The sequence below is a fragment of the Streptomyces sp. XD-27 genome (genome assembly GCF_030553055.1).
GTDB lineage: Bacteria > Actinomycetota > Actinomycetes > Streptomycetales > Streptomycetaceae > Streptomyces.
The window spans coordinates 6,807,932-6,830,755 of record NZ_CP130713.1 but is presented as its reverse complement, the minus strand read 5'-3'; the positions used below and the strand labels follow the sequence as shown (position 1 = coordinate 6,830,755).

The window sequence follows — 22,824 nt, the reverse complement described above, 5'->3', positions numbered from 1 at the left end:
GAGGACCTTTGGCGGTGGCTGAGGACCGTCTTGTTCGCCGGGAGGTTGACGCGAAATGATCAGAGGACAGTGATCACAGCATCAAGGGGGAAGAAGCGCGGTGAACACCACACTGCTGTCACCGGCCGGATGGCTCGTACTGGGTCTGCCCTGGCCAACCCAGACCCGCGACGGCTGGGGGGAGTGCGCAACCGTCATCGCGCCGACGATGATTCCCCGCTCTCTCGTAAGTCAAGGCGCCGGCACCGCGCTCGATGTCGCCGCCGCCCTGGCCGGCGATGCGAACGAGGGGCCCGGGAAGGTCGTCTTCTTCTCCGACATCACCCTGTGGCTCGACAAGCAGGGTACGACCTGGGCGGACCTCGGCATCGACCATGACGCGGTCCTCGACGAACTGCTGAACGCGCCTGTCCCTCAGCTGTACCTCACGCTCACGCAGAAGGCCCACGCCATCCTGTGCGATGCCAGCCGCGAGGGCCTGCGACTGCACTACCCGAACGGCGACGTCGAGCACGTCGGCCCGCAGCTGCGGCGCGACGTGCACGACGGCATCGCCCAGAGCCTGGAGCGGGACTGGCCGCCCTACATCCAGGGCCTCATCGACCGCGGTGCCTTCCATACCCGGTGAGATGCGGCGATGGCCCCGCTGATGATCCAAGGCCGGCAGTCCTATGCCGTGGACAGCCGACCGTAGAAGCCTCGTTGGTCTGGCCGAAGATCACCTCTACAGCTTCGGCGTATAAGGGCTCACCCTAGGAACGAGAGCCTGACCTGACGGTGGGGATTGTCGACATTCGTGTCGACCAGGCAGACCGACTGCCACGTGCCGAGCGCCAGCCTGCCGCCGATGACCGGCAGGGTCGCGTGCGGCGGGACGATCGCCGGCAGGACGTGGTCGCGGCCGTGGCCGGGGCTGCCGTGCCGGTGGCGCCAGCGGTCGTCGGCGGGCAGCAGGTCGCGGAGCGCGGCCAGCAGGTCGGCGTCGCTGCCGGCCCCCGTCTCCAGAACCGCCACACCGGCGGTGGCGTGCGGGACGAAGACGTTGAGCAGCCCGTCCCGGCCTCCCGCCCACTCGCGCAGGAACGCCTCGCAGTCGGCGGTCAGATCGACCACGGCCTCCTCGCGGCCGGTGGTGATCTCAAGGACGTGGGTACGGAAGTTCTCGGTCATGTCCCCATCCTCGTACGGCCCTCGGCGAACGCGTCGCTGCGGCGCCGTTGGCGTGGGCGCGGCGCACCGGGCGGGCCGGGCGCTCGCCCCCTCACTGCGCCCCGAACAGCTCCAGCATGTCCTGGCGGTCGAACATCCGCGCCGTGTCGATCGCCGAGGGGCTCCCGGCCGCCGGGTCCGCGCCGTGCGCGAGCAGCAGCCGCAGCACCTCCGCCTCACCCTTGAACGCGGCCCCGGCCAGCGGCGTCTGCCCCCGGTCGTTGGTCCGGTTCGGGTCGGCGCCGCGCTCCAGCAGCGCCGCCACGGCGGCCACGTGGCCGTGGTAGGCCGCGAGCATGACCAGTGAATCGCCCTTGTCGTTGGTGAGGTTGACGGGCACGCCCGCGTCCACGTAGGCGGCGAGCGTGTCGGTGTCTCCGTGCCGGGCGAGGTCGAAGACCTTGGAAGCGAGCTGGAGCACCTCGGGGTCGTGCGCGGGCTCGGTGGACTCGGGGGTCGGTTCGCTCATGCCTCCACCCTACGGACAGTCAGCCGACGCGGGGCGGCGCGTTCCGGCAGCCGGGCGCACGCGCATGCGGGGGGACGCACCGCGCTGCGCTCCCGAACGCGCACGACTCACCGGATAAATCAACATCCTCCTCCATTTGCACCTTTCACCCATTGGATACATGCTGTGATCGAGACACCACCAACAGTGACCGTCCCACTCGCCAGGAGAACGTCATGGTTCTGTCCATCTCCGGAGTCGTCCTGCTGGGCGTGGTCGTCTTCCTGTTCTTCCGCAAGGACGGACTGAAGCCGACCCACATGCTCGTCTGCGCCCTCTTCGGCTTCTATCTCGCCAGCACCGCCATCGCCCCGAGCATCAAGGCGGGCGGGGCGAGCCTCGCCAACCTGCTGGGTGGAATCAAGATCTGACGTGCCACGGCCACCGCTCCCCCGGCTCCCTCGACTCGCCCGGCTCCCCCGCGCCGTCACCGACGGCTCCGCCGATGTCCTGCAACCGCTGCTGATCCTCCTGCGCGGGCTGCGCGAGCTGGCGGCCCGGGCGCGGCGCGGCTGGCTCCGTACGCCGAAGGACCGGCGCGGCCCCGTGGTGTTCCTCGCGGCCGCCTGTCTCGCCGTCATCCCGCTGATCCCGTACGGGCCGCTGCTGGCGCTGCTCGGACTGATGGGCGCGGCCGCCTGGGCCGGGCGGGGCGCGGCGGTCGGCGCCGCCGCCCCGGGCACCGCCGGAACGGAGCGGCTCCAGACGCTCTACGACGCGCTGGTGCCCTACTTCTCGGTGCCGCAGGACTGCGATCCGCTGTACCGGTACGGCGGGGTGTGGACGTCCGCCTTCGAGGACCACGCGTTCGACGAGGGCGGCCGGCTGATCAGGCTGCGGCTGCGCTACCCCGCGTACTTCACCGATGGCGAGCCGGAAGCCCGCCGCCGCGTCGAGCAGTTGCTGTACGCGAAGTCGGGGCGCGGCCGGGAGTACCTCTTCGACTGGGACGAGGAGGGGAACCGACTCCACGTGACCGTGCTGCCCCCGCTGTCCACGGGCGTCGCGGCGCAGCGCTTCGTCACCGCGCAGGGCGAGACGGTCCTGGGGTTCACCGACCCCGGCGACGTGGCCCGTACGCTGCCGGTCGTCGTCGACGGCGGCGCGACGCGCGACGCGTCACCGGTGGTGTGGCGCACCGGCCCGCGCTCCGCCGAGCCGCATCTGCTGGCGCTCGGTCAGCCCGGCAGCGGCGTGACGACGCTGCTGCGGTCCATCGTGCTCCAGGTGCTGCAGCACGGCGACGTCACGGTGGTGGACGGCGGCGGCACGGGCGACTACGCGTTCCTGACCGGGCGGCCCGGAGTGCTGGCCGTGGAGTGCGACCTGGCCGGGACGCTCGCGATGCTGGAGTGGGCCGCCCACGAGACCGAGCGGCGACTCATCGCCGCCAACCGGTCCCGGCAGCACGGCCGTCCACTGCCGGAGGACGTCGACCGGCCGCTGTGGCTCGTCCTGGACCGGCCCTCGGTGCTCGGCCAGCTCGCGGCGGCCGGGGGCGGCGCCTCGGGAGGCGGGCGGCGGGACCCGGTGGAGCTCCTCCAGGTGCCGCTGCGGTACGGCCGGGCGGCGAACGTCACCGTGGTGGTGGCCGACCACTGCGACAGCGCGGAGGCGCTCGGCGAGCCCGTCTGGTCCCTCGCCCGGGCGCGCGTGGTGCTCGGTCCGGCGCCGTACGAGTACGTCACCGCCGTGCTGGGCGAGCCGCCGCACACCACGCCGGTCCACGACATGCCGCCGGGCCGCGGGTACGCCCGGCTGGGCGCGGGCCCGGTGCACCGGCTCCAGGTCCCGGCCACCCCGGATCCGTACGACAGCGCCACCGGCGAGCAGCAGCGGCAGGCGGTGCTGGGGCTGCTGCCGCAGCCACCGGGGCCGACGGCCGCCGCACCGGAGGCGCCGGGGCCGGTGCCGGGGCTGCTGACGAAGCCGGGGCCGGTGGGAACGCCGTAACCGGCGGTCTTGGGCACGGCCCGGCGGGTCCAGGGCGGGGGGGGTGCGGGCGGCGGATCGGCCATGACGTCCTGGGCGGCGCCGCGCCCCTCGGCGGCTCAGGCCACGTACGTCCGGGGCAGGTCGGACTCCGCCGCGGCGCCCGTGGCGACGAGCTGGGCCGCTGCCGCCAGCCGGGTGGCGGCCTGCTCGGCGACCGCGCCGCTGACCGTGAACGGCAGGCGCACGAAGCCCTCGAACGCGCCGTCCACGCCGAACCGGGGGCCGGAAGGCACCCGCACCCCGAGCCGTTCGCCCGCTTCGGCGATCCGCGAGCCGGAGAGCCCGCCGGTGCGGGTCCACAGGGTGAGCCCGCCGCGCGGGACGGTGAACTCCCAGTCGGGCAGATGGCGGCGGACCGCGGCCACCACCGCGTCGCGGTTCTCCCGCGCCTGGTCGCGCCGCAGCGCGACGGCCTCGTCCCAGCCGCCGGTGGTCAGCAGCCAGGTGACGGCGAGCTGTTCGAGGACGGGGGTGCCCAGGTCCACGTACGCACGGGCGGCGACCAGGCTGCGGATGACGTCCGGCGCGGCGCGCACCCAGCCGATCCGCAGCCCGGCCCAGAAGGACTTGCTCGCGGAGCCGACGGTGACGACCGTGCTGCCCGACGGGTCGAAGGCGCTGACGGGGCGGGGCGCGGCAGCATCGTCGGTCCCGTCCAGGCGCAGCTCGGACATGGTCTCGTCGGCGATGAGGACGGTGCCGGCCGAGCGGGCGGCGTCCACCAGTTCCCGCCGCTGCCCGTCGTCGGCGAGCGCGCCGGTCGGGTTGTGGAAGTCGGCGATCACATAGGCCATGCGGGGCGCGGCGTCCCGCAGGACCTGCCGCCAGGCGGGCAGGTCCCAGCCGGCGAGCCGGTCCGCCATGGCGACCGGCACCAGCCGGACCCCGGCCTCGCGCATGAGCTGGAGCACGTTGGCGTACGAAGGGGACTCGACGGCGACACGCTCACCGGGGCGCACGAAGAGTCCGCAGGTGGCGGCGACGGCCCCCATGCCGCCGGTGGTGACCATGATCTGCTCGGGCATGGTGGGCACGCCGCGCGCGGTGTAGCGGTCGGCGATGGCCTGGCGCAGGGCGGGGAGTCCGGCGGGGTAGTCGCCGTGGGTGTGCGCGTACGGCGGCAGTTCCTCCAGGGCGCCGGAGACCGCGCGGGTCAGCCAGGGCTCGGGGGCGGGCAGCGCCGCGCAGCCCAGGTCGATCACCGAACCGGCGGCCTCGGGCGGCAGCGGGTCCAGGCCCCGGCCGGGCAACGGCCGCCCGGCGGGGACGGCGGTCCAGCTGCCCGCGCCGCGCCGCGATTCGAGGAAGCCCTCGCCGCGCAGGGTTTCGTAGGCGGTGGCGACGGTGGTGCGGCTGACCTTGAGCGCGGCGGCCAGCTCCCGTTCGGCGGGGAGCCTGGCCGCGACCGGGACGCGGCCTTCGAGGACGAGCAGCCGCACGCCGTCGGCGAGCGCGCGGTAGGCGGGCAGGCGCCGCCCGCCGGCGAGGGCGGTGGCCTCCCGCGTGTGCTGCGACTGGAGGAGGCGGGCGAGCTGCGGTGCGCCGACCGCCGAGGTCCACGGACTCATCTCTTGCGGTCCACCTTCCCGGAATTGGCCATGGAACTGGACTGGTCTCTTGGTCCAGGGTGACATGCCGTGGGCCACTGTCACCAGTCGCCCCCTTTTTCGAGCCCTGTTTCCTTCCTCGAACCCAGGAGCCGCAGTTGTCCACACCCGGGGGGTCGCACCTCACCCGTCGTCTCGTCCAGCTGTACGCGGGGCTCGTCCTGTACGGGGCGAGCATGGCGATGCAGTTGCGGGCCACCCTCGGGCTCGACCCGTGGGACGTCTTCCACCAGGGGGTCGCCGAGCGCACTCCGCTGTCGTTCGGCACGGTGGTGATCGTCGTCGGCGCGGCGGTGCTGCTGCTGTGGATTCCGCTGCGGCAGCGGCCGGGGCTCGGCACCGTGTCCAACGTCTTCGTGATCGGCCTGGCCGTGGACGGGGGGCTGTGGCTGCTGCCGGAGCCGGATTCCCTGGCGGTCCGGATTCCGCTGCTGGTCGCGGCGATCGTCCTCAACGGGGTGGCGACGGGCCTGTACATCTCCGCGCGCTTCGGGCCGGGCCCGCGCGACGGGCTGATGACGGGGCTGCACAAGCGCACCGGCCGCTCGATCCGGCTGATGAGGACGGGCATCGAGGTCACCGTGCTGGCGACGGGCTTCCTGCTCGGCGGGCCAATCGGCGTCGGGACGGTGGCGTACGCGCTGGCCATCGGGCCGCTGTCGCAGTTCTTCCTGCGGATCTTCGCCATTCCGGATCCGGAGGGCGCGCACTCCCCGGTCGTGGCCCGCGGGACCGCCTCGGAGGACCGCGCCGAGGACCCCGCTCCGGACCGGATTTAGAGGTTACGGGCGCGGAGCGGTAGTGTACGCCCTTGGCCTACCAGGCGGACCGTTACTGCGCGCTAAAGTACCGAAAACGCTGGGTGACATCTGCTGCCAGATGTGACAAACCGGGCGCCTGTGGGTAGAACAACGGGGCGGCACGACGGGCGACGCATGTCCCAGTACGGGAATCTTCACCGCCGACCGGACGTTGACCGGATGACGACGACAGCGACACCTGTCCTGTGGGCGACAAGCCCGGGAGGCACGAAGCATGAGTGAGCGAGCTCTTCGCGGCACGCGACTCGTGGTGACCAGCTACGAGACCGACCGCGGCATCGATCTGGCCCCGCGCCAGGCGGTGGAGTACGCATGCCCGAACGGCCATCGATTCGAGATGCCGTTCTCAGTAGAGGCGGAGATCCCGCCGGAGTGGGAGTGCAAGGCCTGCGGCGCCACGGCACTCCTTGTGGATGGCGATGGCCCCGAGGAGAAGAAGGGCAAGCCCGCGCGTACGCATTGGGACATGCTCATGGAGCGGCGCACCCGCGAGGAGCTGGAGGAGGTGCTGGCCGAGCGGCTGGCCGTCCTGCGCTCCGGCGCCATGAACATCGCCGTGCATCCGCGGGACACCCGTAAGTCCGCCTGACGGCGGAGGGAACGACCAAGGGCCGGGGCCGCTGCCGAGCAGCGGCCCCGGCCCTTGCGTGTCTTGGTGCGCCTGTGCCGGAGGGGCAGAGCGCCGACGGCTTGACCCGTCAGCGGGTCAGCGGGTCAGCGGGTCAGCGGGTCAGCGGGTCAGCGGGTCAGCGGAGGGTCCTGGCGGCCGCCATCGCGCGGTCCGCCCTCGCCACGCGCCGGGTCGTCGTCCCTGATGACCTCGCCCTGGACGACCTTCCCTTCGGGCTGCCGCATACGGGCCTGTTCGAAGGCGTCCTGGACCGAGCCGGGCACCACCGTCCGCATCCGGCGCTCCAGCGCCCGCTCCGCCCAGCGCCGCAGCAGCGCCCGCGTCGGCGGGAACAGGCACAGCAGCGCGAGGGCGTCGGAGACCAGGCCCGGCAGCATGAGCAGCAGCCCGCCGAGCATGACGAAGGAGTTGCCGGTGCCGGGCGCCGCGCGTCCGGCCTCCTCGGGGCGGACCGCACCGGGCTGCTGGAGCGATCCGGCCAGCGACTGCCAGGCCCGCCGCCCGGCCCGCTTGATCACGATCGAGCCCAGCACCAGGCCGCCGACCAGCAGCAGGAAGACCGTCAGCCCGCCCGCCGCGTCGGCCACCACCGTCAGCAGCCAGATCTCCAGCACCAGCCACGCCGCGATGCCCAGCGGTACGAGGGTCCGGGCACGGGAGCGCCTGGGGCGCCGGGAGTCCCCTCCTCCGGCGGAGCCCGGAGAAGAAGGGTCGAAGTGATGCGGTACGCCGGTCGTCATGCCCCCAGTGTGCCTGGACCCCTGCCCGGACCGCGCCCCAGGGCGGGCGGATACCGCGCCGCCTCTGGAGGGCCGACCGACCCTAGGAGGGCTGATCCTTGGAAGGCTCGTCCTTGGACGGCTGGTCCTCGGACACCTGGTCCTTGGACGGCTGGCTCTTGGACGACTGCTCCTTGGACACCTGGTCCTTGGACGACTGGTCCTTGGACGGCTCGTCCGGCTTCCGGCCCAGCACCCGGTTCACGCGGGAGCCCACGCCCCAGGACGTGACCCGCCACAGCGCCTCGGCGACGATGTCCTTGCTCATCTTGCTGTCGCCGCGCTCGCGCTCGACGAAGGTGATGGGCACCTCGACCACATGGAAGCCCGCCTTCAACGCGCGCCAGGCCAGGTCGACCTGGAAGCAGTAGCCCTGCGACGCGACGGCGTCCATGCCGAGCCCTTCCAGGGTCTCCTTGCGGAAGGCCCGGAAACCGCCCGTGACGTCCCGGATCGGGACGTCGAGGAGCAGCCGGGAGTACGTGCTGCCGCCGCGGGAGAGGAACTCGCGGTACTTGGGCCAGTTCACCACCCGGCCGCCGGGCACCCAGCGGGAGCCGAGCACCAGGTCCGCGCCCTTGAGCGCGGTCAGCAGCCGGGGCAGTTCCTCGGGCTGGTGCGAGCCGTCGGCGTCCATCTCCACCAGGACGCCGTAGCCGTTGTCGATGCCCCAGCGGAACCCGGCGAGATAGGCGGCGCCGAGGCCCTCCTTGCCCTTGCGGTGCAGGACCTGGACATGGTCGTCCTCGGCCGCGAGCTCGTCGGCGATCTTGCCGGTGCCGTCCGGGCTGTTGTCGTCGGCCACCAGGACGTGCGCCTCGGGCACGGCGGCCCGGACCCGCTCGACGATCGGCTTGATGTTCTCCGCCTCGTTATAGGTCGGGATGATCACCAAGGTCGTGCCGAGCGGACCGAACGTCCGCTGACCGCTTTCGCTCGCCGCCTCTGGCTGTTCCTGCTTCGTGCTGCGGCGCGGCTCGTCGGCCTCGCGTGCGTCGCTCACGGATTACTGCCCCTTCTCGTCCGTACGTCCTCGACGGCCCAACATGATCGCGGCCGCGCAGGACAGAACGCCCACCATAGCGAGGACCCACTCGGGCGTGGCACCGACTCGGTCCGCCACCGTGAGGTCATCGCGCAACGGGATCTGCGCGGTCAGGACATCCTGGGTGAATTCCTTGGTCCGCTGCTCGACGGTGCCGTCCGGCGCGACGACCGCGCTGATGCCGCTGGGGGCCGCGGTCACCACGGCGCGCCCGTGTTCGATGGCCCGCAGCCGGGACATCACCAGTTGCTGCTCGGGCTGGCCCGTGCGGCCGTAGGTGGCGTTGTTGGTCTGGATGACCAGCGCTCGGGCCCCGGCCTTGACGGTGTCCCGGACGATCCCGTCGTAGGCGACCTCGAAGCAGATCACATCGCCGAGCCGGGCCGGGCCGAGCTGGAGCACGCCGGTGTGGTCGCCGGGGTAGAAGTCGCGCGGCACCCGGTCCAGCCTGCTGATCACCTTGCTGAGCGCCTCGCGGAAGGGCACGTACTCGCCGAACGGCACCGGGTGCTGCTTGGTGTACGAGGCGCCGGGGCCGGTCTTCGGGTCCCACACGATGCCCTGGTTCTCGACGTAGCCCTTCTTGGTGGGGTGGTCGATGAGGGCACCGACCAGGACCGGGACGCCGATCGCCTTGACCGCCTCGTCGATCCGGGCGTACACCTGCCGGTACTTGAACGGGTCCAGGTCGGAGGCGTTCTCCGGCCAGATGACGAGGTCGGGGCGCTTGATGCGGCCCTCCTCGACGTCCTCGGCCAGCCGCAGCGTCGGCTCGACGTGGTTGTTGAGGATCCTCATCGGACGGCCCAGGAAGTCCATGCCCGGCTTTTGCACGTTGCCCTGGACGATGGCGATGTCGACGGTGTCGTCGGCGTCCGTGGGCACCGGCACCGCGTACCCGGCGGCGGTCACGGCCGCGGCCAGGCCCAGCGCCCCGGCCGCGCCCAGCGCCACCCGGGCGCTCCCCCGGGCTCTCGGCTCCCCCGCCGCCGCGCCCGCGCCCGCCCGCGCCCGCCACGCCGCGAGCCCCACGGCCGCCAGCAGCGCGCCGGTGAGGGCGACGGCGAAGGTGACCAGCGGAGCGCCGCCGAGCGCGGCGAGCGGGGTGTAGGGCGATCCGGTGTTGGCGAACGCCAGCCGCCCCCAGGGGAAGCCGCCGAACGGCGCCCGGTCGCGGAGGCACTCCTCCGCCACCCACAGGCAGGCGGCCCACAGGGGCCACAGGGGCAGCCGGGAGGTGAGCGCGAGCGCGGCGCCCAGCGGCAGGAAGAACAGCGCCTCGATGAGGGACAGGCCCACCACGGCGTCCCAGCCGACGACGTGCAGCCACTTGAGGAGGAGGACGAAGAACGGCAGCCCGAAGGCGTAACCGGTCCAGGCGCCCTGTCGCGCCGTACGGCCGCGGGTGAGCAGGCTCAGCGCGGCGACGGCGGCCAGCGACAGCGGCCACACGCCGTACGGCGGGAAGGCGAGGCCGAGCGCGAGCCCGGCGGCCGCGGCGAGCGCGCTGCGCCGCCACTCGCGCCGCGCCCACCCGGCGAGCCGCTGCCGCCGCGTCCTGCCCCGGGCGGGCGGCGGGACGGCAACGGGCGCGACGTCCGCGGAGCCCCCGGCAGGTGGCACGGCATCGGCGTCGGCGGCCGCGGCGGCACCGGCGGGTGGCACAGCGTCGGCGTCGGCGGTCGCGGCGGCACCGGGCCGGGCGGCCTCGGGCCGATCAGCCGCCGGGCGCTCGGGCCGCCCCGCCTCCGTCTGCCCCGTCCCGGACGAGACGGGCTCGGTCCGCGGTCGCTCGGGCGCTACGGCGGCGCCGTGGGCCGCCTCGGAGGCCGCCGCGGGCGGCTCCTCCGGCCGGTCGGCGGCCGTGCCGCCACTGGCGGCATCGGCGGTGGTCTCGGGTCCCGAGTGCACGGGCGCGGCCTTCCTGCAGGTCGTGAGCTGGTGAGGTGACCGTACAACGCGCGGCGCGGGACGTGGCCCCGAGGTGGGCAACGGATGGGCGGCGAAGCGGGTTCCCGGCCTCCACCGCGGCGCTTGCGCCAGCGGCGGCCCCCGTAGACGCCCGCGACCGCGGGCCGAGACTGCACCCCGGAGCAGACGGCAGTCACAGGGGCGGAGAAGGGGCGGAGAGGAGAGGAACCGCGGCGCACACGGAACGGCGCCGGGTGCGGGATTCCGGGCCAAGTGCGCCTCTGGCGCGCAGCGCGCGGAGGCGCCCGGCGCCCTTCGGGCCGACCTGGGACCCGCTGGCTGCGGGTCGACCGAGAGCCGTTGTCTACTGAGCGTCCGGGCCCCTCCCGGGTCGCACCTGCCGACCCGGTGATCTCTCCCTCGCCCCCGTGCACTGGACCTGGCTCCCAGCGATGGCGTACCGACGCGGTACGCCACCCCGTGGCCCAGCGGCGTGCGACGACTGCGTGGAGACTCCGCGGTCGGACGTCCTGTGGTGGACCCGGCCGAACCTACCGGCCGCCGCCCGCACCCTGTCAACAGCCGCACGACCTGCGCCGTTTCCCCAAATGACCAGGTCAGTACGGACGGTGTTCAGCGAGGCGAACCCGCGCAGGGCACGTCGTTCGGCGGTACGGCCGGGGCCGTACGTCACTCGTTCGGCCGCCGGTAGACCGTACGTCCGCCCACCACCGTGCGCAGGCAGACCGGCAGCGGGCCGCCGGGCGTGAGGTCGGGCAGGCCGGGGGTGCCGGAGCGGGGGTCGGTCGACCAGTTGGCGACGCGGTCGTCGGGGACCTGGACGACCAGTTCGCCGGTCTGCCACACCGCGTAGTCGGCGGGCGCGCCGGGCACGAGGACGCCTGCGTCGTCACGGCCGATCGCCCGCCAGCCGCCGCGGGTGTGCGCGGTGAAGGCGGCGCGGACCGAGATCCGGTGCTCCGGGGTGCGGTGGAAGGCGGCGGCCCGGACGGTGCCCCACGGGTCGAGCGGGGTGACGGGGCTGTCGGAGCCGAGCGCGAGTGGGACGCCCGCGCGCAGCAGGGCGGCGTACGGGTTGAGGGTGCGGGCCCGCTCCCGGCCCAGCCGCTGGGCGTACATGCCGTCCTCGCCGCCCCAGGCGGCGTCGAAGGCGGGCTGGACGGAGGCGGTCAGGCCGAGTTCGGCGAAGGCGGCGACGGTCTCGGGGGTGAGCATCTCGGCGTGCTCGACCCGGTGTCGGGCGGCGCGCACGCGGGCCAGGCCGAGCGTGTCGGCGGCGGCCCGGACGCCCTCGATCACGGTGCTGACGGCGGCGTCGCCGATGGCGTGGAAACCGGCCTGGAGCCCGGCTTCGGTGCAGGCGGCGACGTGCGCGCCGACCGCGGCGGCGTCGAGGTAGCCCGTGCCGGTGTGCGTGGCGTCGGCGTACGGCTGGTGCAGGCAGGCGGTGTGCGAGCCGAGCGCCCCGTCGACGAACAGGTCGCCCGCCGCCCCGAGGGCGCCCAGGGCGCGCACCTTGTCCAGGTCGGCGGCGCTCGTCGCGGCCTCGGCCCAGTAGCCGACCACCCGCGGTCCGGCGGTCTCGGCGGCCAGCGCCAGCAGCCCGGTGAAGTCGTCCTCGCTGGAGATCGCGGGACCGGCGCACTCGTGCAGCGAACCGATGCCCAGGGAGGCGGCGCGGGCCAGCGCGGCGCGCTGGGCGGCGGCGCGCTGGGCGGGGCCCACGCTCGCGAGCGCGGCGGCGCGCACGGCGTGGTGGGCGTCGGCGGTCAGCGGCGCGTCGGCGTGGCAGCCCGGCCGACCGGTGACGCCGGGCACGCGGTCGAGCAGGGCGGTGGTGACGACGGCCGAGTGCACGTCGATCCGCGACAGGTACAGCGGGCGGCCGCCGGCGGCCTCGTCGAGCTCCGCGCGGGACGGCGGGCGCCGCTCGGGCCAGCCGGTGGTGTCCCAGCCGTGGCCCAGCAGCACCGGGTCCGCGGGGTGGGCCGCGGCGTGGGCGCGGACCAGGTCCAGCGCCTCGGAGAGGGTGCGCGCGGAGGTCAGGTCGAGCCCGGTGAGGGTGAGACCGGTGGCGGTGGTGTGGACGTGCGCGTCGGTGAACGCGGGGGTGACCAGGGCCCCCTCCAGGTGGACGACCTCGTCGACGCCGTCGGCGAAGGCGTCCGCGGCGCCCTCGGAGCCCACCCAGGCCACGGTGCCGCGCTCGACGACCATGGCGGTGGCGAAGGGGTCGGCGGGGCTGTGCACCTCGCCGCCGCGCAGCAGCACGGTGCGGCCGCTGTCGTCGTCCTGCCGGCCGGGGCCGCCGGGGGCGGGAGCGTCCTGGACACGGGCGCCCGGGGCGGCGCCGCCCCGGGCACGGGGGGTGGTGCGTTCGGTCATGGGGTCCAGTGTGGCCTCTCGCCTCACACCTGCGGCGGGCGGGCCTCGTACGGGGTCGACAGCACGACGGTCGTACGGGTGGAGACCCCGGCCAGCGAACGGATCCGGGTCAGCAGGTGTTCGAGCTCCAGGGGCGTGGAGACGCGCACCTTGAGGATGTAGTTCTCGTCGCCCGCGACGCTGTGGCAGGCCTCGATCTCCGGGACGTCGGCGAGCCGGTCGGCGATGTCGTCGGGCGCGCTGGGGTCGAAGGGTTTGACCGAGATGAACGCGGTCAGCGGCAGACCCACGGCCTCGGGGTCGACGACGGCGGCGTAGCCGCGGATGACCCCTCGCTGTTCCAGGCGGCGGACGCGCTGGTGCACCGCCGAGGTGGACAGGCCGGTGGCCTTGCCCAGGTCGGTGTAGCTCATCCGCCCGTCCTTGACGAGCAGTTCCACGATCTGTCGGTCCAACTCCTCCACAGCGGATCACCTTATGGTGTCGGCAGGGTTCCGGCACAGCCGGACCGCGATCCGGAGTACGGAGCGGACGTACCCGATGCGGGAAGCATCTGCATCAGGCATGTGACGAACGCCACAGGTATGGGCCGGGCTGCTCCGGAGTGCCGCGATTACGTGGCGGGCACCGCGGGAAATGCTTGCTGTGGTCGCGACCGCAGCGGTGCGCGGCCCATCCGAGGGGGAGAACGACATGCCCAACCTTGAGCGCCTCGACGAGGGCGACAACGATACGTACGAGACCCACGAGACCTACGAGATGTTCCGGGTGACCTGCCCGGACTGCGCGCGGCCGATCGCGCTGCTGGCGGACGAGGACGTCCTGCCGGAGCACGCGCTGTGCCCCTCCCCGTGGAACCCGTTCGGACTCACCGTGTGCCCCGGCACGGGCCGCGCGGCGGCGGACGCCGCGCCCGCGGACGACACCCTGGACGCCCAGGAGCAGAACGCGGCACTGCTGCTGACCCTGCCGCAGAGCCTGGACTGGCGCACCCAGCCGTTCTCGCACATCGGCGGGCCCGGCTCCCGCCCGATGCGGGTGCCGGACATGCGCACGAGCCGGCCGTAGCGGCCGGTTCGACCCCAGCCACCGCGCCCCCGCCGCAGGCAGTGAGCGGCAGGGGCGGTACGGCGTAGGCGAGCGGCCGGGTCCTGAGCGGCGCCCCGGTGGGTCAGCGGCTCTCCGGGCCCACCAGGTGGCGGCCGATGACCATGCGCTGGATCTGGTTGGTGCCCTCGACGATCTGCAGCACCTTGGCCTCGCGCATCAGCCGCTCGACCGGGAAGTCGACGGTGTACCCGTATCCGCCGAGGAGCTGGACCGCGTCGGTGGTGATGCGCATCGCGGCGTCGGTGCAGAACAGCTTGGCCATGGCCGCCTGCTTGGAGTAGGCCAGACCGTTGTCGCGGCGGCGGGCGGCCTCCAGGTAGAGGGCGCGCCCGGCCTCGATCTGGGTGGCCATGTCGGCGAGCATGAAGCGCAGGCCCTGGAAGTCGGAGATCGGCCGGCCGAACTGGCGGCGCTCGGCGGTGTAGGCCAGGGCCTCGTCGAGGGCGGCCTGGGCCACGCCGATCGCACACGCGGCGATGCCGAGCCGGCCCGCGTCGAGGGCGGAGAGGGCGACCGTGAAGCCCTGGCCCTCGTCGCCGAGGCGGCGGTCGTCGGAGATCCGTACGCCGTCGAAGTGGAGTTGGGCGGTGGGCGAGCCGTTCATGCCCATCTTGCGCTCGGGAGCCGCGGCGGAGAGTCCGGCGGCGTCCCCGGGGACCAGGAAGGCCGTGATGCCGCGCGGGCCGTCCGCTCCGGTGCGCGCGATGAGCGTGTAGAAGTCGGCGACGCCCCCGTGGGTGATCCACGCCTTGGTGCCGTTGACGGTCCACGTGTCGCCGTCCCGCTCGGCCCGGGTGCGCAAGGACGCCGCGTCGGAGCCGGAGGCGGGCTCGGAGAGGCAGTACGCGCCGAGGAGGCCGCCGCCGAGCATCGCGGGCAGGTGCTCGGCGCGCTGCTCCTTGGTGCCGAAGTTGGCCAGCGCGTGGCAGGCGAGGGTGTGGACGCTGACGCCGAGGCCGACGGTCAGACGGGCCGCGGCGAGCTCTTCGAGGACCTGGAGGTAGACCTCGTACGGCTGCTCGCCGCCGCCGAACTCCTCCGGGTAGGGCAGTCCGAGCAGCCCGGACTCGGAGAGCAGGGTGAACAGCGGCCGCGGGAAGTGCCCGGCGGCCTCCTCTTCGGCGGTGTGCGGCCTGATCTCCCGGTCGGCCAGCTCGCGCACGAGCGCGATCAGGTCGCGGGCTTCCTCCGTGGGCAGCTGGCGTTCCACCGGCTGCCGGCCGTACTCGGTCATCGCGGGGCTCTCCTCCTGTCGGGCGCGGGACGGCGCGGGCCGAAGGGTGTGGCGGCGCCGCCGGTCTGACCTGCCCAGCCGATCCTCTCCCACCGGATCACGGCGGGCGATGACCTGCGGCTGTGGCGGGTTGGAGTATGCCCGATCAGCGGCCCTACGTCACTGGCCAATCGATCTTCACCCCGCGTCGGCGTCTCGGCCAGATTGGTCCGAACCATTGACCGTACTGGTCTAGTCCTTCTACGGTTTCCCGCAACGTTCCACGCGTTCATGTCAATCTGGGCGCGTTCCCTCGCGCTCGCGTCCGTTCCCTCCCCCCACTCTCCCACCCCACGAGGAGAACCCATGATCGGACCACGCCGGTTCCTCGCCGCCCTCGCGGCCCTGTGTACGGCGGTGCTGGCCGCCGCCCTGCTCGCCGGCTCGGCATCGGCATCGGCCGGTGGGAGCACCCGCACCCCGGCCCGTACCGGCACGGCCGCCGCCGGCGGCAAGGTCGTCGGCTACTTCACCAACTGGGGCGTCTACCAGCGCAATTACCACGTCAAGAACATCGAGACGTCGGGCTCGGCCGACAAGCTCACGCACATCAACTACGCGTTCGGCAACGTGCAGGGCGGGAAGTGCACCATCGGCGACGCCTACGCCGACTACGACAAGGCCTACAGCGCGGAGCAGAGCGTCGACGGCAAGGCCGACACCTGGGACCAGCCGCTGCGTGGCAACTTCAACCAGCTCCGCAAGCTCAAGAAGCTGCACCCGGACCTCAAGGTGATCTGGTCCTTCGGCGGCTGGACCTGGTCCGGCGGGTTCGGCGAGGCCGCGAAGAACCCGGCCGCCTTCGCCCAGTCCTGCCACGACCTGGTCGAGGACCCGCGCTGGGCGGACGTCTTCGACGGCATCGACATCGACTGGGAGTACCCCAACGCCTGCGGCCTGCAATGCGACACCAGCGGCAAGGACGCCCTGACGAAACTGCTGTCCGCACTGCGGACGACGTTCGGCTCCGACAACCTGGTGACGGCCGCGATCACGGCCGACGCCTCGCCCGGGGGCAAGATCGACGCCGCCGACTACGCGGGCGCGGCCCGGTACGTGGACTGGTACAACCCGATGACGTACGACTTCTTCGGCGCCTGGGACGCCAAGGGCCCGACCGCCCCGCACTCCCCGCTGACCTCCTACGACGGCCTGCCGAAGGAGGGCTTCACCACCGACGCCGCGATCACCAAGCTCAAGGGGCTGGGCATTCCGTCCGAGAAGCTGCTGCTGGGCATCGGCTTCTATGGACGCGGCTGGACCGGCGTGACCCAGCAGGAGCCGGGCGGCACGGCCACCGGCGCGGCCCCGGGTACGTACGAGGCGGGCATCGAGGACTACAAGGTCCTCAAGGGGAAGTGTCCGGCCAACAGGACCGTCGCTGGGACCGCGTACGCGCACTGCGGCAACGAGTGGTGGAGCTACGACACCCCCGCCACCATCGCCGGGAAGACGGACTACGCGCAGCGGCAGGGGCTGGGCGGCACGTTCTTCTGGGAGCTCAGCGGCGACACCGCCGACGGAGAGCTGATCAAGGCGATCAGGTAGGCCGGCTGACGGAGGACCGCGGCCCCGGTGCGGTAGCAGCCGCGCCGGGGCCGTGCGACTCTGAAACCGTCCCGCATCCGGACGCGGAGGTTCCGCCAGCGTGCCGTGGAGGGCCCGTCGCCGCCGTCTGTCGAACAGCCTCTTCGTGGCGCTGCTCGGGTACATCGCGGTGGTCGTGCTCGTCGACCAGCTGGTCCCGCGGTCCACCCGCCTGGACGTGTACGCGGCCGCCGCCCCGCTGGTGGCCGCGGCGCTGTGCAGCTACCGGCAGGCCGTCGTCATCGCGGTGGTCGACTTCCTGGTCCTGTCGGGGCTGAGCGGGTGGGTGCCGGACGACCCGCACGCGGTCAACAAGATCACCGCCCTCGTCGGCGACGCCCTGCTGTCGGGCGTCGCCATCGTCGTCGCCCGACTGCTGCGGGACCGCGACGCGCTGACGGAGCGGCTGATCGTCACCGGTGAGGCGGCGCAGCGCGCCCTGCTGCGCCAGCTCCCGCTGCGCAGCGCCGATGTGGTGGTGGACGGCTTCTACGTCTCCTCGCAGCGCGACGCACTGGTCGGCGGCGACATCTACGAGGTCGTGGAGACGCCGTACGGCACCCGGGTGCTGGTCGGCGACGTCCAGGGCAAGGGGCTGCGGACGCTGGGCGCGGGCGCCGCGGTGCTCACCGCGTTCCGCGAGGCCGCGTTCCACCGGCGGAGCCTGGTCAGCGGGGTGAACGCCATGGAGCAGGGGCTGCGCCGCTACAACCGGTCGACGGGCGAGAACGAGGACGCGGCGGCGGAGCGGTTCGTCACCGCCCTGGTCTTCGGCGTGGAGCAGGACCACCCGGGCCCGCGGTCGGCTCAGGAGGTACCGCTGCTCCTCGTCGACTGCGGCCATGTCGCCCCGTATCTGATCAGGGCCGACGGCACCGTGCGCGAGCTGGAGCCGGAGAGCCCCGGGCTGCCGCTGGGCCTCGGTGAGCTGGTGGAGCGGCCGCGCTCGGTGCAGCGCGTCGCCGTCCCGGTCGGCTCCCGGATCTTCGCCTGCACCGACGGGGTGACCGAGGCGCGCGACCCCGACGGCACGTTCTACCCGCTGGCGGACCGTCTGGGCGGCTGGGCCTCGCTGCCCACCCCCGAACTGCTGGCGCGGCTCCGGGCCGACCTGGACGCGCACACCGGGGGGCGGCTCCAGGACGACGCGGCGGCACTGATCATGGAACGCGCCGCCGCGGACGGCTCCGGCGCAGGCGCAGGTACAGGCGCAGACGCCGATCAGGTCAGCGGCTGAACGGCGCCGAACAGGTCAGCGGCTGAACGGCGTCAGCGGCTGAACACCTGGAAGGCGACGGCCGGGCGCCCGCCGAACCGCTGCGCCACGGCCGTCATGGTGCCGTTCAGGAAGGCGCGGCAGTAGGTCTCCGGGTCCTCGTCCGTGAGCGCCTCGATGTACGTACGGTGCGCCAGGAGGGACTGCACGGCCCGTTCCGCACCGGCCCCGGCGTCGACCGCGTGGGTGGGGTGCGGCGAGCCCGCCACCGCGACGTACCGCACCCCGTTCCACGGCTCCAGGCCCTCCTCGGTCAGCTCGGGAAAGATCCAGCGGTTGCCCGCGTCGCCGACCGCGTCCAGCACGGCGCGGCCCACCGCCCGGTGGTCGGGGGTGTTCCACGCGGTCCCGCCCTTCCAGGTGTCGTGGTGGTTGAGGGTCAGCACCAGTTCGGGCCGGTGGCGGCGGATCGCGGCGGCGAAGTCGCGGCGCAGCGCCGTGCCGTACTCGATGACACCGTCGCGGTGGTCCAGGAACTCCACCGTCTCCACCCCGACCACGGCCGCGCTCGCGATCTGCTCCTGGGTGCGCAGCGGACCGCACTCGGCGGGGGCGATCCCGTCGATCCCGGCCTCCCCCACGGTGGCCAGCGCATAGGCCACCTCGTGTCCGGCGTCGGTCCAGCACGCGATCGCCGCGGACGCGCCGTACTCCAGGTCGTCGGGGTGGGCGACGATCGCCAGGGCACGCCGCCAGTCCGTGGGCATGGGCACGAGCTGATCGCTGGTCATCGGAGCTCCTTCATGATCGTTGGACGAGGGCAGCGTACGGGGCGTCGCCTCGGCTGTCCCGGAAACCGTTCGGACCCTGGAGCAGGCGGCGGCGATCCGGACGGGAGCAGCGGGAACCGGACGGGCGTCGCGGCCGACTACCTGGTCCGGGTCCGCAGCGGCGGGCCCGGCAGCCAGTCGCGAACTCCCAGGAGATGTTCCATGCGCCCACGCGTGTTGTGCGGTGTCCTCGCCGCCGTCGCCCTGTCCGTCACGGCCTGCGGCGGCGGGGGCGACGGCTCGACCGGCAAGGCGGCCGGGGGCGGCCGCTCCGGCTTCCCGGTGACGGTGAAGGACTGCGAGGGCGCCGAGACCTCGTTCGACGGGCCGCCCGAGAAGATCGTCACCAGCAACGCGTCGAGCTTGGAGATGCTCATGTGGCTCGGCGCCGGTGACAAGGTGATCGGTACGGGCTTCCCGCCCGGCAAGGGCACGATGCCCGCGCAGTTCGCCGCGAAGGCCGCGAAGGTGCCCGTACTGGGCCGCATGGTGATCGGCAAGGAGCGGCTGCTCGGTTCGGGCGCCGACCTGTACATCGACTCGTTCGCGTCCATGGACATGATGGGCGGGGCCGGCGAGGGCCCCCGGCCGGAGGAGTTCAGGGCGGCCGGGATCAAGCACATGTTCCTGCACTCCACCGCGTGCGCGGCGCAGCGCGACAAGCCGGTGACGGACCTTTCGGGGGTGGAGGAGGACATCACCGAGCTGGGCCGGGTCACCGGCACCTCCCGCCGTGCGGCCGAACTCGTCACGGGCATGCGGAAGAAGACCGCGGCGGTCCGGAAGGCGCTCGCGGACGTGCCGGAGTCCGAGCGGCCCACGTACTTCTTCTTCGACTACGACGCGGGCACCAAGCAGCCGGTCGCGGTGTGCGGCAAGCAGGTCGCCAACGCGGTCATCACCCAGGCCGGGGCGCGGAACGTCTTCGCCGGCTGCGACGGCGACTTCAAGCAGGTGGGCTGGGAGGACGTGGTCGCGAAGAACCCGGACTGGATCCAGCTGGGGGTCCGCAACCGCGGCAGCGAGGCGGCCGACGACAAGGCGTTCGAGGAAGCCGCCGACTTCCTGCGCTCCTACGGCCCCACCAAGGGGTTGAAGGCCGTCAAGGAGGGCCACTTCCTGCGGATCGGCTCGGAGGCCACCACCATCGGCGGGGTGCGCAGCGCCGACACGGTCCGCGAGATCGCCCACACCCTCTACCCGGACCGGGTGAAGTAGTGGCCGACGTCGCGACCGAGGCGCGGCGCGGGATACGGGCCGGGTGGGTCGGCGCGGCACTGGGCACGGCACTGCTCGCCGCGCTCACCGCCGCCGTCTCGCTCGGCTCCACCGACGTGCCGCTGCGGGATGTGTGGTCGGCCGTGGGGCGCGGCATCACGGGGCGGGAACCGGTTCCGGGCACCCTGGACCTGATCGTGTGGCAGTTGAGGCTGCCGCGGGCGCTGCTGGCGGCCGTGGTCGGCGCGGGCCTGGGCCTGGTCGGTACGGCCGTCCAGGCGCTGGTGCGCAACCCGCTCGCCGACCCGTACCTGCTCGGGATCTCCTCGGGCGCCTCGCTGGGCGCCGTCGCCGCGATCGTGCTCGGCGCCGGAGCGGGCGGGGTGCTGGGGCTCGGGCTGTCCGCGGCCGCGTTCGCCGGAGCGCTGGGCGCCTTCGCCCTGGTGTGGGCGATGGCCCGGCGCGGCGGTGGCTTCTCGCCGCTGCGGCTGGTGCTCGCGGGGGTGGGCGTCGGCCAGTTCCTGGCGGGCTTCACCCACTACCTGGTGCTCCAGGCGAACGACCAACAGCAGACCCACGGAGCACTGTTCTGGCTGATGGGCAGCCTGGGCGGGGCGCAGTGGGAGACCCTGGCGGTACCCACCGCCGCCGTGGCGGCGGGCCTGCTGGCCCTCCAGGCACGGGCCCGCGCGCTCAACGCCCTGCTGATGGGCGACGAGACGGCGGCGAGCCTGGGCGTGCGGGTCACCCGGCTGCGTCGCGAGCTGTTCGTGGTGACCAGCGTGCTCACCGGCGTTCTCGTCTCCGTCTCCGGCGCCATCGGTTTCGTGGGCCTGATGGTGCCGCACGCCTGCCGGCTGGTGGTCGGCGGCGACATGCGGCGGCTGTTGCCGATCTCCGCGCTCGCGGGGGCGGTGCTGCTCGTCGTGGTGGACCTGGTGGCCCGTACGGCGCTGCCCGACCAGGAGCTGCCGGTCGGCGTGGTCACCTCGCTGATCGGGGCGCCCGCCCTGCTGTATCTGCTCGACCGGCGACTGGAGCGACCGTGAGGAACCTGACGGGAACGGCCGTGCAGGACGCGACTGGAGCGGGCGCGCAGGACCTGACGGGGGCGACCGCGCAGGACGGGACGGGAACGGCCGTGCAGGACCTGACGGGAGCGACCGCGCAGGACGCGACGGGAACGGCCGTGCAGGACCTGGAGGGTTCATGAGGATCGACATCGAGGACCTGTCGGTGGCGCTGTCCGGCCGGACCGTGGTCAGCGGGGTGGGCCTGATCGCGGAGGAGGGCGAGATCGCGGCGCTCGTCGGCCCCAACGGCAGCGGCAAGTCCACCGTCCTGCGGACCGTCTACCGCCATCTCGCCCCGCGCGCAGGGCGGGTGCTGGTCGGCGGGGCGGACCTGCGGGAGTTGTCCGCGGTGGAGTCCGCCCGCCGGGTCGCCGCCCTCCCTCAGGAGCGCGGCAGCGACTTCGAGCTGACGGTACGGGAGATCGTCGCGATGGGCCGTACGCCCTACAAGCGGGCGTTCGCCGGGGACGACGACGGCGACCGGGAGGCGATCGGGCGGGCGCTGGCCCAGGTCGGCATGGACGGCGGGCAGCAGCGGCGGCGGTTCTCGGCGCTGTCCGGCGGCGAGCGGCAGCGCGTGCTGCTGGCCCGCGCGCTCGCCCAGGCCCCGGACGTCCTGGTGCTGGACGAACCGACCAACCACCTCGACGTCCTGCACCAGGTGGAGCTCCTCGCCCTGCTGCGCCGGCAGCGCCGTACGACCCTGCTGGCGCTGCACGACCTGAACGCGGCGGCATCGGTGTGCGACCGCCTGCACGTCCTGCACGACGGCGCGCTGGTGGCCTCCGGCACGCCGCGCGAGGTGCTCACCCCGGAGTTGCTGGCCGAGGTGTTCGGCGTGCGGGCGGCGGTGGTGGACCATCCGCTGACCGGCGACCCGCTGATCGCCTTCGACCACCGGGCACCGGCCGGGCCCGGCTAGTCTCCCGGCTCCCCGAACGTCAGCCGCGCCAGGGCGCGGAACGCCTCGGCGGGGTCGCCCTCCCCGGGGATGTTGCCGCTCAGCCGCAGCGTCGCGTAGCCGTGGGCCAGAGACCAGGCGGCGAGGACGGCCTGCTCCAGGTCGGGCCCTCGGCCCGCGGCGGCGCGGGACTCCACCCCGCGCCGCAAACGGTGCCAGGCGAGGGAGCGGGCGGCGACGAACTCGAGGTCGTCCCGGTGCAGAAGCTCCGGGCGGTGCATGACCTCGAAGTGGGCGGGGTGGGCGAGCGCGAAGCGTACGTACTGGACGCCGAGTTCGCGCAGGCTGTCGGGCGTCCCGGCGGGGACCTCGGCCAGGGCGTCGGCGAGGAGGCTGTAACCCTCGGCGGCGATGGCGGTGAGGAGACCGGCCCGGTCCTTGAAGTGGTGGGCGGGCGCGGCGTGGGAGACGCCGGCCCGGCGGGCGAGGTCGCGCAGGCTGATCGCGCCGGGGCCGTCGGCCGCGACCACGTCGAGCGCGGCGGTGAGGATGGCACGGCGCAGATCGCCGTGGTGGTACGGACGTCGTGCCGGTGCGGGAGGAGCCATGACTCAACCGTAGCGCCAATCTAGGCATTGACAAGTTCACCGTGGGCGAGGAATCTAGTCAGTGACAAGATTTCGAGAGATTCCTCGCAGGAGGCG

The 22,824-nt window shown here is 73.5% G+C and carries 23 protein-coding genes; 12 read left to right on the top strand and 11 right to left on the bottom strand.

All coding sequences use genetic code 11. The annotated features are described in order from the left end of the window. Positions 1-100: 100 nt before the first annotated feature. Positions 101-628, top strand: a complete 528-nt coding sequence (locus Q3Y56_RS29860; RefSeq protein WP_304464878.1) for a hypothetical protein — start codon at positions 101-103, stop codon at positions 626-628. Positions 629-747: 119 nt separating this feature from the next. Here the strand turns inward: Q3Y56_RS29860 and Q3Y56_RS29855 are convergent, their stop codons facing one another. Both Q3Y56_RS29855 and Q3Y56_RS29850 read right to left on the bottom strand, forming a co-directional pair. Further along, positions 748-1,170 carry a YjbQ family protein gene (locus tag Q3Y56_RS29855; protein WP_304464877.1) on the bottom strand — a complete coding sequence of 141 codons (423 nt, stop codon included), beginning with the start codon at positions 1,168-1,170 and terminating at the stop codon, positions 748-750. A 91-nt stretch (positions 1,171-1,261) separates the two neighbouring features. Then, on the bottom strand, positions 1,262-1,678 hold the full coding sequence (locus Q3Y56_RS29850; protein ID WP_304464876.1) for an ankyrin repeat domain-containing protein: 417 nt from the start codon (positions 1,676-1,678) through the stop codon (positions 1,262-1,264). Positions 1,679-1,893: 215 nt separating this feature from the next. Between Q3Y56_RS29850 and Q3Y56_RS29845 the strand changes: the two genes are divergently transcribed. Then, positions 1,894-2,088 (top strand): hypothetical protein, encoded by a 195-nt coding sequence (locus Q3Y56_RS29845; RefSeq protein WP_304464875.1) that lies wholly within the window; start codon positions 1,894-1,896, stop codon positions 2,086-2,088. A 1-nt stretch (position 2,089) separates the two neighbouring features. Continuing rightward, positions 2,090-3,670, top strand: coding sequence for a hypothetical protein (locus tag Q3Y56_RS29840; RefSeq protein ID WP_304464874.1), 1,581 nt, complete (start codon positions 2,090-2,092; stop codon positions 3,668-3,670). A 98-nt stretch (positions 3,671-3,768) separates the two neighbouring features. Here the strand turns inward: Q3Y56_RS29840 and Q3Y56_RS29835 are convergent, their stop codons facing one another. Further along, complete coding sequence (locus Q3Y56_RS29835; RefSeq protein WP_304464873.1) at positions 3,769-5,280, bottom strand: PLP-dependent aminotransferase family protein; 1,512 nt, start codon at positions 5,278-5,280, stop codon at positions 3,769-3,771. A gap of 215 nt (positions 5,281-5,495) precedes the next feature. On the opposite strand from Q3Y56_RS29835, the gene Q3Y56_RS29830 reads away from it, so the two are divergent. After that, entirely contained in the window at positions 5,496-6,098 is a 603-nt protein-coding gene (locus tag Q3Y56_RS29830) for a YitT family protein (RefSeq protein WP_304465863.1), read from the top strand. A gap of 256 nt (positions 6,099-6,354) precedes the next feature. After that, entirely contained in the window at positions 6,355-6,729 is a 375-nt protein-coding gene (locus Q3Y56_RS29825; RefSeq protein WP_135337109.1) for an RNA polymerase-binding protein RbpA, read from the top strand. A 149-nt stretch (positions 6,730-6,878) separates the two neighbouring features. On the opposite strand, the gene fxsA is transcribed toward Q3Y56_RS29825, so the two are convergent. The 5 genes from fxsA to Q3Y56_RS29800 all read right to left on the bottom strand — a co-directional run bounded on the left by fxsA (position 6,879) and on the right by Q3Y56_RS29800 (position 13,376). After that, positions 6,879-7,511: an FxsA family membrane protein gene (gene fxsA, locus Q3Y56_RS29820; protein ID WP_304464872.1), complete on the bottom strand. Its 633-nt coding sequence runs from the start codon at positions 7,509-7,511 to the stop codon at positions 6,879-6,881. An 82-nt stretch (positions 7,512-7,593) separates the two neighbouring features. Further along, positions 7,594-8,445, bottom strand: a complete 852-nt coding sequence (locus Q3Y56_RS29815; protein WP_304465862.1) for a polyprenol monophosphomannose synthase — start codon at positions 8,443-8,445, stop codon at positions 7,594-7,596. A 111-nt stretch (positions 8,446-8,556) separates the two neighbouring features. Continuing rightward, a complete protein-coding gene (gene lnt / locus Q3Y56_RS29810; protein ID WP_304465861.1) occupies positions 8,557-10,218 on the bottom strand; it encodes an apolipoprotein N-acyltransferase in 1,662 nt (553 codons plus the stop codon). Between the two features lie 978 nt (positions 10,219-11,196). Beyond that, positions 11,197-12,912, bottom strand: coding sequence for an amidohydrolase (locus Q3Y56_RS29805; RefSeq protein WP_304464871.1), 1,716 nt, complete (start codon positions 12,910-12,912; stop codon positions 11,197-11,199). 23 nt (positions 12,913-12,935) lie between these two features. Then, complete coding sequence (locus tag Q3Y56_RS29800; protein WP_304464870.1) at positions 12,936-13,376, bottom strand: Lrp/AsnC family transcriptional regulator; 441 nt, start codon at positions 13,374-13,376, stop codon at positions 12,936-12,938. Between the two features lie 229 nt (positions 13,377-13,605). Here Q3Y56_RS29800 and Q3Y56_RS29795 point away from each other — a divergent pair, with 229 nt between their 5' ends. Next, on the top strand, positions 13,606-13,980 hold the full coding sequence (locus Q3Y56_RS29795; protein WP_304464869.1) for a hypothetical protein: 375 nt from the start codon (positions 13,606-13,608) through the stop codon (positions 13,978-13,980). Between the two features lie 103 nt (positions 13,981-14,083). On the opposite strand, the gene Q3Y56_RS29790 is transcribed toward Q3Y56_RS29795, so the two are convergent. Further along, the gene (locus tag Q3Y56_RS29790; RefSeq protein ID WP_304464868.1) at positions 14,084-15,256 is read right to left on the bottom strand and encodes an acyl-CoA dehydrogenase family protein; all 1,173 of its coding nucleotides are present in this window, start codon (positions 15,254-15,256) and stop codon (positions 14,084-14,086) included. A 345-nt stretch (positions 15,257-15,601) separates the two neighbouring features. Here Q3Y56_RS29790 and Q3Y56_RS29785 point away from each other — a divergent pair, with 345 nt between their 5' ends. Then, the gene (locus Q3Y56_RS29785) at positions 15,602-16,843 is read left to right on the top strand and encodes a glycoside hydrolase family 18 protein (RefSeq protein ID WP_304464867.1); all 1,242 of its coding nucleotides are present in this window, start codon (positions 15,602-15,604) and stop codon (positions 16,841-16,843) included. A 100-nt stretch (positions 16,844-16,943) separates the two neighbouring features. Then, a complete protein-coding gene (locus Q3Y56_RS29780; protein WP_304464866.1) occupies positions 16,944-18,119 on the top strand; it encodes a PP2C family protein-serine/threonine phosphatase in 1,176 nt (391 codons plus the stop codon). 32 nt (positions 18,120-18,151) lie between these two features. Here Q3Y56_RS29780 and Q3Y56_RS29775 read toward each other — a convergent pair whose 3' ends face one another. Continuing rightward, positions 18,152-18,889 (bottom strand): PIG-L deacetylase family protein, encoded by a 738-nt coding sequence (locus tag Q3Y56_RS29775; protein WP_304464865.1) that lies wholly within the window; start codon positions 18,887-18,889, stop codon positions 18,152-18,154. Between the two features lie 201 nt (positions 18,890-19,090). On the opposite strand from Q3Y56_RS29775, the gene Q3Y56_RS29770 reads away from it, so the two are divergent. From Q3Y56_RS29770 to Q3Y56_RS29755, 4 genes are read left to right on the top strand one after another with little or no spacing between them, the layout of a single operon-like run. Continuing rightward, positions 19,091-20,146: an ABC transporter substrate-binding protein gene (locus tag Q3Y56_RS29770; protein ID WP_304464864.1), complete on the top strand. Its 1,056-nt coding sequence runs from the start codon at positions 19,091-19,093 to the stop codon at positions 20,144-20,146. 32 nt (positions 20,147-20,178) lie between these two features. Further along, positions 20,179-21,195 (top strand): iron ABC transporter permease, encoded by a 1,017-nt coding sequence (locus tag Q3Y56_RS29765; protein WP_304465860.1) that lies wholly within the window; start codon positions 20,179-20,181, stop codon positions 21,193-21,195. Continuing rightward, entirely contained in the window at positions 21,192-21,359 is a 168-nt protein-coding gene (locus Q3Y56_RS29760) for a hypothetical protein (protein ID WP_304464863.1), read from the top strand. Before Q3Y56_RS29765 ends, Q3Y56_RS29760 begins: the two co-directional genes overlap by 4 nt. Beyond that, entirely contained in the window at positions 21,356-22,141 is a 786-nt protein-coding gene (locus Q3Y56_RS29755) for an ABC transporter ATP-binding protein (RefSeq protein WP_304464862.1), read from the top strand. Before Q3Y56_RS29760 ends, Q3Y56_RS29755 begins: the two co-directional genes overlap by 4 nt. Here the strand turns inward: Q3Y56_RS29755 and Q3Y56_RS29750 are convergent. Beyond that, on the bottom strand, positions 22,138-22,728 hold the full coding sequence (locus Q3Y56_RS29750) for a TetR/AcrR family transcriptional regulator (protein WP_304464861.1): 591 nt from the start codon (positions 22,726-22,728) through the stop codon (positions 22,138-22,140). The two genes, Q3Y56_RS29755 and Q3Y56_RS29750, sit on opposite strands and share 4 nt — an antisense overlap. Positions 22,729-22,824 lie beyond the last annotated feature (96 nt).